At 69.3% G+C, this 8,655-nt stretch carries 10 protein-coding genes; 1 reads left to right on the forward strand and 9 read right to left on the reverse strand.

The window, feature by feature from the left end; all coding sequences use genetic code 11:
- Positions 1 to 665 (forward strand): 6-phosphogluconolactonase (gene pgl / locus ASG00_RS11960; RefSeq protein WP_235559559.1); only part of this gene is annotated, 665 nt, incomplete at its 5' end.
- Positions 666 to 732: 67 nt separating this feature from the next.
- Here pgl and ASG00_RS11965 read toward each other — a convergent pair.
- The 9 genes from ASG00_RS11965 to uvrC form a co-directional block, all read right to left on the reverse strand.
- Entirely contained in the window at positions 733 to 1,089 is a 357-nt protein-coding gene (locus ASG00_RS11965) for an RNA polymerase-binding protein RbpA (RefSeq protein WP_045246550.1), read from the reverse strand.
- A gap of 6 nt (positions 1,090 to 1,095) precedes the next feature.
- A complete protein-coding gene (secG, locus tag ASG00_RS11970; protein ID WP_045246548.1) occupies positions 1,096 to 1,347 on the reverse strand; it encodes a preprotein translocase subunit SecG in 252 nt (83 codons plus the stop codon).
- A gap of 105 nt (positions 1,348 to 1,452) precedes the next feature.
- Positions 1,453 to 2,244: a triose-phosphate isomerase gene (tpiA, locus tag ASG00_RS11975; protein ID WP_056209875.1), complete on the reverse strand. Its 792-nt coding sequence runs from the start codon at positions 2,242 to 2,244 to the stop codon at positions 1,453 to 1,455.
- On the reverse strand, positions 2,232 to 3,449 hold the full coding sequence (locus ASG00_RS11980) for a phosphoglycerate kinase (RefSeq protein ID WP_056209877.1): 1,218 nt from the start codon (positions 3,447 to 3,449) through the stop codon (positions 2,232 to 2,234). Before ASG00_RS11980 ends, tpiA begins: the two co-directional genes overlap by 13 nt.
- Positions 3,450 to 3,454: 5 nt before the next feature.
- Positions 3,455 to 4,465 (reverse strand): type I glyceraldehyde-3-phosphate dehydrogenase, encoded by a 1,011-nt coding sequence (gene gap, locus ASG00_RS11985; RefSeq protein ID WP_045246543.1) that lies wholly within the window; start codon positions 4,463 to 4,465, stop codon positions 3,455 to 3,457.
- A gap of 147 nt (positions 4,466 to 4,612) precedes the next feature.
- Positions 4,613 to 5,239: a superoxide dismutase gene (locus ASG00_RS11990; protein WP_045246541.1), complete on the reverse strand. Its 627-nt coding sequence runs from the start codon at positions 5,237 to 5,239 to the stop codon at positions 4,613 to 4,615.
- Between the two features lie 161 nt (positions 5,240 to 5,400).
- Positions 5,401 to 6,378, reverse strand: a complete 978-nt coding sequence (gene whiA / locus ASG00_RS11995; protein ID WP_045246539.1) for a DNA-binding protein WhiA — start codon at positions 6,376 to 6,378, stop codon at positions 5,401 to 5,403.
- Positions 6,379 to 6,413: 35 nt separating this feature from the next.
- Positions 6,414 to 7,295: an RNase adapter RapZ gene (rapZ, locus tag ASG00_RS12000; protein WP_045246537.1), complete on the reverse strand. Its 882-nt coding sequence runs from the start codon at positions 7,293 to 7,295 to the stop codon at positions 6,414 to 6,416.
- A gap of 24 nt (positions 7,296 to 7,319) precedes the next feature.
- Positions 7,320 to 8,655 (reverse strand): excinuclease ABC subunit UvrC (gene uvrC, locus ASG00_RS12005; protein WP_235559560.1); only part of this gene is annotated, 1,336 nt, incomplete at its 5' end.

The raw sequence follows: 8,655 nt of genomic DNA on the forward strand, positions 1-8,655 counted from the left end.
TCGCCCACATCTCCCTGACAGGGGGATCGATGGGTCCGGCGGTCCTCGCGGCCGCCGCGCAGCTTCCGGCAGCGGCAACGGTCGACTGGAGCCGCGTGCATTTCTGGTGGTCGGACGAGCGATTCGTGCCCGCCGGCGATCCGGAGCGCAACGACACTCCGGTCTACCCGGTGTTCTTCGACGCCCTCGAAATCCCCCGCGAGAGCATCCACGCGATCGCGCCGAGCGACAGCGGGCTCGACCTGGATGAGGCATCCCGTGCCTACGCGGCGGAACTCGCTCGCTTCGCGGACCCCGCGGTCGGCGCCTGGCCGAGCTTCGACATCTGCTTCCTGGGCGTCGGACCCGACGGCCACGTGGCATCTCTGTTCCCCGATCGTCCCGAGATCCTCGTGACGGATACCGCCACCCTCCCGGTGCGCGACTCGCCCAAGCCACCGCCGCTGCGCGTCACGGTGACCCGTCCCGTGATCAACTCGTCGAAGCGGGTCTGGCTCGTCATGACCGGAAGCGAGAAGGCGTCCGCACTCGGCCTCGCCCTCGCGGGCGCGAGCTACGCGAGTGTCCCCGCCGCAGGCGCGAAGGGCCGCAAGCGCACCGTGTTCTTCGTCGATGAGGCCGCCGCCGCCAAGGTGCCTGCGCAGCTCATCGACCGCGAATACTGACGCTCAACGACGACGCCCCGCTCCCGGATCCGGGGCGGGGCGCCGTTCGTGAACGGATGCGGCCGAGTCAGGACTCGCCGCGGCGCTCGCGCAGCTGACGCAGCGCGTCATCGAGGATCTGCTCGGCCTCTTCGTCGGAGCGACGCTCCTTCACGTAGGCCAGGTGGGTCTTGTAGGGCTCGGTACGGGCCAGCTCCGGCGGGTTCGCCTTGTCGCGGCCGGCAGGAAGCCCCGAATGCGGCGAGTCGATCGTGTCGGGGATCTCCTCGGGGGCGATGCCCGCCGCGAAGTAGCGCACGGTCTCGTTGCCCAGCGCGTCCCAATACGACACCGCGACGCGCTCCGCGTGGTATCCGTGATCCTGCTCGCCCATCGGGCCCGCGCCGACGCGCGTACCCCGGATGGCGTTACCCCCAGCGGCCATGTTGTCCTACAGTCCCGAGTTGAACTTGGTGAGAAGGCCCAGTGCCACGATCGACACGAACCAGACGAGCGCCAGCACGACGGTGAAGCGGTTCAGGTTGCGCTCCGCCAGACCCGACGAACCGAGCGCCGAGCTCATGCCGCCGCCGAACATGTCGGACAGTCCGCCACCGCGGCCCTTGTGGAGCAGGATGAGGAGGGTCAGCAGCAGGCTCGTGATGCCGAGGAGCACCTGGAGCACGAACTCGAGGATCTGCACTTTCGAGACAACCTTTCCGAAGCGACCCGTCGGGACGCACAGACGTTCAGTATAACGGCGCGGTGACGCCCGCCAGGTGGCGGGCGTCACCGCACGTCGTCGGGGTCAGACCCCGACGTGCTTCTGGAAGCGGATGATCGCCGCGAACTCGTCGGCCACCAGGCTCGCACCGCCGACGAGAGCGCCGTCGACGTCGGGCTCACGCAGGAAGCTGGCGATGTTCGAGGACTTCACCGATCCGCCGTAGAGGATGCGCGTGCGCGCGGCCGCATCGGCCCCGAGCGCGTCGGCGATCACCGCACGCAGGGCGGCAGCGACCTCCTGCGCCTGCTCCGGCGTCGCCGCCTGGCCCGAGCCGATCGCCCAGACCGGCTCGTATGCGACGACGATGTCCGCGTCTGCGGACAGCCCCTCGAGTGCGATGCCGAGCTGCTTCACGGGAACGGCAGAGGCGCCGTACTCCTCGAGGTCGGCGGCCGTCTCGCCCACGCAGATCACCGGCACGAGACCGTGGCGCAGGGCCGCCCGGGTCTTGGCGGCCACGATGTCGTCGCCCTCGTGGTGGTACTCGCGGCGCTCGGAGTGACCGATGATCACGTACGAGACATCCAGCTTCGCGAGGAACTGGCCCGACACCTCACCGGTGTACGCACCGGAGTCGTGGGTGGAGATGTCCTGCGCGCCGAGCGCGAACGGGATCTTGTCGGCGTCGATGAGGGTCTGCACGGGGCGCAGATCCGTGAACGGCGGGAAGAGCGCGACCTCGACCGAACCCGACTCGTGCTTCGCGTCGCGCAGCGTCCAGTGGAGCTTCTGCACGAGTGCGACCGCCTGCAGGTGGTCGAGGTTCATCTTCCAGTTGCCCGCGATGAACGGGGTACGGGTCACTGCGCCCATCCGAGCACCTCCAGTCCGGGGAGTTTCTTGCCCTCGAGGAACTCGAGGCTGGCGCCGCCGCCGGTCGAGATGTGACCGAACGCGTCGTCGGAGAAGCCGAGCTGGCGCACGGCAGCGGCGGAGTCGCCACCGCCGACGACACTGAGGCCGTCGACCTCGGTGAGCGCCTGCGCGACGGCCTTCGTGCCGGCCGCGAACGGGGCGAGCTCGAAGACGCCCATCGGGCCGTTCCAGAACACGGTGCGGCTCGACCGGATGAGCTCCGCGAACTGCTCCGCCGTCTTAGGACCGATGTCGAGACCGAGCCCCGAGGCCCCGAACGGGGTGTCCTCGAGAGCGTCGGCCGCGGCGACCACATGGTCGGCGTCGCCCGAGAAGGATGCCGCGACCACCGCGTCCACCGGGAGGACGAGCTCGACGCCCAGCTCCTGGGCGCGGGCGATGTAGCCCTTGACCGTCTCGATCTGGTCCTTCTCCAGCAGGCTCGAGCCCACCGGGTGTCCGAGCGCGACGAGGAAGGTGAACAGCATGCCGCCGCCCACGAGCACGCGGTCGACGCGCGGCAGCAGGTGGTCGATGACGCCCAGCTTGTCGCTGACCTTCGAGCCACCGAGCACGACGGTGTAGGGCCGCTCCGGGTTCTCGGTCAGGCGATCGAGAACCTCGACCTCCTTCTCGATCAGGAAGCCCGCCGCGGACGGCAGCAGCTCGGCGAGGTCATAGACGCTCGCCTGCTTGCGGTGCACGACACCGAAGCCGTCGGAGACGAGCACGTCGCCGAGCGCCGCGAGCTGCTCGGCGAACGCACGACGGGTCGCGTCATCCTTCGCCGTCTCACCGGCGTTGAACCGCAGGTTCTCGAGCACCGCGACGTCACCGTCCGCGAGAGCGGCGACCGCTTCGGCCGCCGACTCCCCCACCGTGTCCTGCGCGAACGCGACCGGCGCTCCCAGCAGTTCGGAGAGACGCTGAGCGACGGGCTGCAGGCTGTAGGCGGGGTCGGGGGCGCCGTCGGGACGTCCCAAGTGGGAGACGACGACGACGCGAGCGCCCTGATCGATCAGGGCGTTGAGGGTCGGCAGCGTGGCCCGCACACGGCCATCGTCCGTGATGACCCCGTCCCGCAGGGGGACATTGAGGTCAGCACGGACGATGACGCGCTTGCCGGCCAGCGAACCCAGCGATGCGAGGGTGCGCAGGGCCATGACGATTACAGACGCTCGGCGACGTACTCGGTCAGGTCGACGAGGCGGTTCGAGTAGCCCCACTCGTTGTCGTACCAGGACGACACCTTGACCAGGTTGCCCGAGACGTTCGTGAGACCGGCGTCGAACACCGACGAGTGCGGGTCCTGCTGGATGTCGCTGGAGACGATCGGGTCGACGTTGTACTTCAGGATGCCGGCGAGGCGACCCTCGGCCGCCGCCGCCTCGTAGGCGGCGTTGATGGCCTCCTTGGTGAGGCCCTCGGTCGGGGTGATGATCGTCAGGTCGACGATCGAGCCGGTGGGAACCGGCACGCGGTAGGACGAGCCGCTCAGCTTGCCGTTGAGCTCGGGCAGCACGAGGCCGATGGCCTTGGCGGCGCCGGTCGAGGCCGGAACGATGTTGATCGCCGCGGCGCGGGCGCGGTGCAGGTCGCCGTGCGGGCCGTCCTGCAGGTTCTGGTCCGCGGTGTAGGCGTGAGCGGTCATCATGAAGCCGCGCTCGATGCCGAAGTTGTCGTTGAAGACCTTCGCGAGGGGGGCGAGGCAGTTCGTGGTGCACGACGCGTTCGAGATGATGTGCATCGTCTCGGGGTCGTAGAGGTCCTCGTTCACGCCGATGACGAACGTGCCGTCCTCGCCGGTGGCCGGAGCCGAGATGAGCACCTTCTTGGCGCCGCCCTGGATGTGCTTGCGGGCGTCGTCGGCCTTGGTGAAGCGGCCGGTCGACTCGATGACGATCTCCGCGCCGACCTCGCCCCACGGGAGGTTGGCGGGGTCGCGCTCGGCGAACACCTTGATGGCGGTGCCGTTCACGATGACGGAGTCCTCGGTGTACGAGACCTCGGCGTCGAGGCGTCCGCCCACCGAGTCGTACTTGAGCAGGTGGGCGAGGGTCTTGGTGTCGGTGAGGTCGTTCACCGCCACGATGTCGAGGTCCGCACCCTGCGCGAGAGCCGCGCGAAGGTAGTTGCGTCCGATACGGCCGAAGCCGTTGATGCCGATCTTGACAGACACGGTGTCTCCCGTTTTCTCGTCGCGCTGACGCGCATGTTTCCATCCGCGATCGGGTCGCGGAACGGGGTCGGCCCTGGGCGCCGATCCCATGGGAAGAGGATGCCGGAGCCCCCGCCAGAGCGAGGGCTCCGAGGCATCCTCACCTGGTCACGACACTACCAGCAGACCCGCAGTCTTCTCACGGGCGGTGGTGAAGCGCTGCTGCACGTCGGCCCAGTTGGCGATGTTCCAGAACGCCTTCACGTAGTCGGCGCGCACGTTCTTGTAGTCGAGGTAGTACGCGTGCTCCCAGACGTCGAGGAGGAGCAGCGGCACGGTGCCGGCGGCGAACTGCGCCTGCTGGTCGAAGAACTGCTGGATGATCAGGTTCTGACCGATCGAGTCCCAGAACAGACCCGCCCAGCCCGAGCCCTGCACGCCGAGGGCGGCCGCTGAGAAGTGCGCCTGGAACTTGTCGAACGAACCGAAGTGGTCGGTGATGGCCGACTCGAGCTCGCCGGTGGGCTTGTCGCCCCCGTCCGGTGACAGGTTGGTCCAGAAGATCGAGTGGTTGGTGTGTCCGCCGAGGTTGAACGCGAGGTCCTTCTCGAGCTTGTTGACGTAGGCGAAGTCGCCCTTGTCACGCGCTTCGGCGAGCTGCTCGAGGGCGGTGTTGGCTCCCGTGACGTACGCCTGGTGGTGCTTGTCGTGGTGCAGCTGCATGATCGTCGCGCTGATGTGCGGCTCGAGTGCTGCGTAGTCGTAGGGGAGGTCGGGCAGGGAGTACGTTGCCATGTTCTCTTCTTCCGAATCGGCGCCGGCCGTGTCCTCGGCGCGGCGAGGGTGACGAGTTCATCCTATTGAGGGGCAACGACGCCGCACGTCGGGTTGATTCCCGGGATGACGCGGTGTAACCGTACGCGTGCGGCTCGCGGGGCGCCTCGCGCCCCGGTCGGTCACTCGATGGCGTCGGCGGGCACCGCCGCTTCGGTGCCCGGGACGCCGAGCTGCTCGGCCTTCTTGTCGGCCATCGCGAGCAGGCGGCGGATGCGACCGGCGACGGCGTCCTTCGTGAGCGGCGGGTCGGCGTGGTGGCCGAGCTCGTCGAGGCTCGCGTCCCGATGCGCGAGGCGAAGATCGCCGGCGGAGCGCAGATGCTCGGGCACGTCGTCGCCGAGGAGTTCCAGCGCGCGCTCCACACGCGCGCACGCGGCGACCGCGGCCTGCGCCGAACGGCGCAGATTCGCGTCGTCGAAGTTAACGAGTCGGTTCACGTCGGCGCGCACCTCACGGCGCTGCCGCAGCTGCTCCCACTCCGACGCCGCCTTGCGCGCGCCCATCTCGAAGAGCGCGAGTCGGATCGCGTCGCCCTCGCGGACGACCACGCGGTGCACGCCGCGCACCTCTCGCGCCTTGGACGCGATGCCGATGCGGGCGCCGGCTCCGACGAGCGCCATGGCCGCCTCGGACGACGGGCAGGCGATCTCGAGAGATGCGGACCGACCGGGGTCGGTAAGAGTGCCGGTCGCGAGGAACGCGCCCCGCCACACCGCGGCGAGGTCACCGCGGCTGCCGGTCGTCAGCTTGTTGGGAAGCCCGCGCACGGGACGTCGACGTTGGTCCAGGAGCCCGGTCTGGCGTGCGAGTGTCTCCCCCTGATCGATGACCCGCACGGCCACGGCGATCCCGGTGCGCCCACCCGACGCCTGCACGTGCGCCAGCTCGGGCCGCACGCCGTAGATCTCGGCGAGTTCGCGGGCGACGCGGCGCGCGAGGCGTTCGGAATCGACCTCGGCCTCCACCGCGACCCGGCCGGCGATGGAGTGCAGTCCCCCCGCGAACCGCAGCAGTGCGGTGAGCTCCGCGACCCTCGCCGTCGGGCGGGGGTCACGCAGCGAGACGAGTTCGGACTTCACATCGACCGTCAGCGGCACGGCACTCCTTCTGGGCTCGAGAACGACGTTCCAGCCTACTCGCGACCGAGGTCGCGGTGCGCCACGCGTGTCGTCACGCCCGGGACGTCGTCGAGGCGCTGGGCGATCTCGCGAGCCATGACGACCGAGCGGTGCTTTCCCCCGGTGCATCCGATCGCCACCGTCGAATGCCTTTTGTTCTCGCGCTGGTACCCCTCGAGCACGGGGCGCAATGCTGCCGTGTAGGCGTCGAGGAACTCGCGTGCACCGGGCTGGGAGAGCACGTAGTCCCGCACCGACTCGTCCTCCCCGGTGAGGGAGCGGAGGTCCTCGACCCAGAACGGGTTGGGCAGAAAGCGCATGTCGGCGACGAGGTCGGCATCGGCCGGGAGCCCGTACTTGAAGCCGAAGCTCATCACCGTCACGGAGTGCCGCGCCGCACCGGACTCGGCGAAGAGGTCGGCGATCTTCGTCGTGAGCTGATGCACGTTCGAGTGCGAGGTGTCGACCACGAGGTCGGCGCTCTCCCTCACCCGGGACAGGCGCGCGCGCTCGCGACGGATTCCGTCGACCAGCGTGCCGTCCCCCTGCAGCGGATGCGGGCGACGCACGGCCTCGAACCGGCGTACGAGCACATCGTCCGACGCATCCAGGAACATGACGCGCAGGTGGCGGGCATCACGCAGCGATCGCGTGACCTCGGGCAGGCGCTCGAAGAGGTCGCGCCCGCGCACATCGAGCACGACGGCAACCCGCGGAACCGCCTCCTGAGCGAGCTCGGACAGCTCGAGCATCGGCTTGATCATCTGGGGCGGGAGGTTGTCGACGACATACCACCCGAGATCCTCGAGCGCGTTGGCGACGGTCGAGCGCCCCGCACCGGACATCCCGGTCACGACCAGCACTTCGCCGGTCACACCCGGTGCCGTCTGGTCCATCCGCGCCTCCCCGTCGTCTCCACCCTATCGAGCGATGAGGCGGGAATGGACGGCCGCGGCGAGCTTCGGCCCGATGCCGGGCAGGTGTGCGATCTCCTCGGGGCTCGCGCCGCGGAGAGCGGTGACCGAGCCGAAGTGTCGCAGCAGCGCCTTGATGCGCGCGTCGCCGAGGCCGGGCACTTCGGCGAGCACCGTGGTGATGTCACGCTTGCGGCGCTTTCGCTGGTGGGTGATCGCGAACCGGTGGGCCTCGTCGCGCAGGCGCTGCACGAGGTAGAGAGCCTCCGATGTACGGGGCAGGATGACCGGGTACTCCTCTCCGGGCAGCCACACCTCTTCGAGGCGCTTGGCGATGCCGCAGAGAGCGATCTCGCTGTGGCCGCTGTCCCGAAGGGCCCGTTCCGCCGCCGCGACCTGAGGTCTGCCGCCGTCGACGATGAGCAGCTGGGGACGGTAGGCGAATCGGGGCTTCTGCCGCGTCACGACGACATCCTCGCCCTGGTCGGTCGCCTCGGGCACGGATTCGTCGGGAGCGTCGTCGACGTGCGCGAGCCGGCGAGTGAGCACCTGGTAGATGGAGTCGGTGTCGTCGGATGTCTCGGCGATGCCGAACGAGCGGTACTGGTCTTTGCGCGGCAAGCCGTCCTCGAACACGACCATGGATGCGACGACGTTGGTGCCGGACAGGTGGGAGACGTCGAAGCACTCGATCCGCAACGGCGCCTCAGCGAGTCCGAGCGCCTCCTGCAGATCGGTGAGCGCCTGTGTGCGTGCGACGTAGTCGCTCGAGCGCCGGGTCTTGTGGAGCAGCAGCGCCTGTTGGGCGTTGATCGTCGCCGTGCGCATGAGGTCGGCCTTCGGGCCGCGCTGCGCGATGCCGACGGTCACGTTCTTCCCGCGCCGCTCGCGCAGCCACGCCTCGAGGTCGGCGGCGTCGTCGGGCAACTGCGGCACGAGCACCTGGCGCGGGATGTCCGCGGCATCCGCGCCGCCGTAGGTGCGCTGCAGCACCTGGTCGACGAGCTCGGCGCCCGCGATGTCGAGTTCTTTCTCGATGGTCGTCGCGCGCACCCCGCGTACACGACCGCCGCGGATCACGAAGTGCTGCACCGCCGCCGCGAGCTCGTCCTCGGCGATGCCGAACAGATCGGCGTCGGTGTCGTCGCTGAGCACGAGCGCGCTCTTGCCGAGCACCGCCTCGACCGCGCTGAGGCGGTCACGGTAGACGGCGGCCGACTCGTAGTCCATGGCTGCCGCGGCCTCGCGCATGCGCGCGGTGAGCTGGCGGGTGACCCGCTGATCACCACCGGCCATGAAGGCGACGAAGTCGTCGACGATCGCACGGTGCTCCTCGATGCTC

The organism is Microbacterium sp. Leaf351 (genome assembly GCF_001423825.1).
GTDB classification, from domain to species: Bacteria; Actinomycetota; Actinomycetes; order Actinomycetales; family Microbacteriaceae; genus Microbacterium; species Microbacterium ginsengisoli.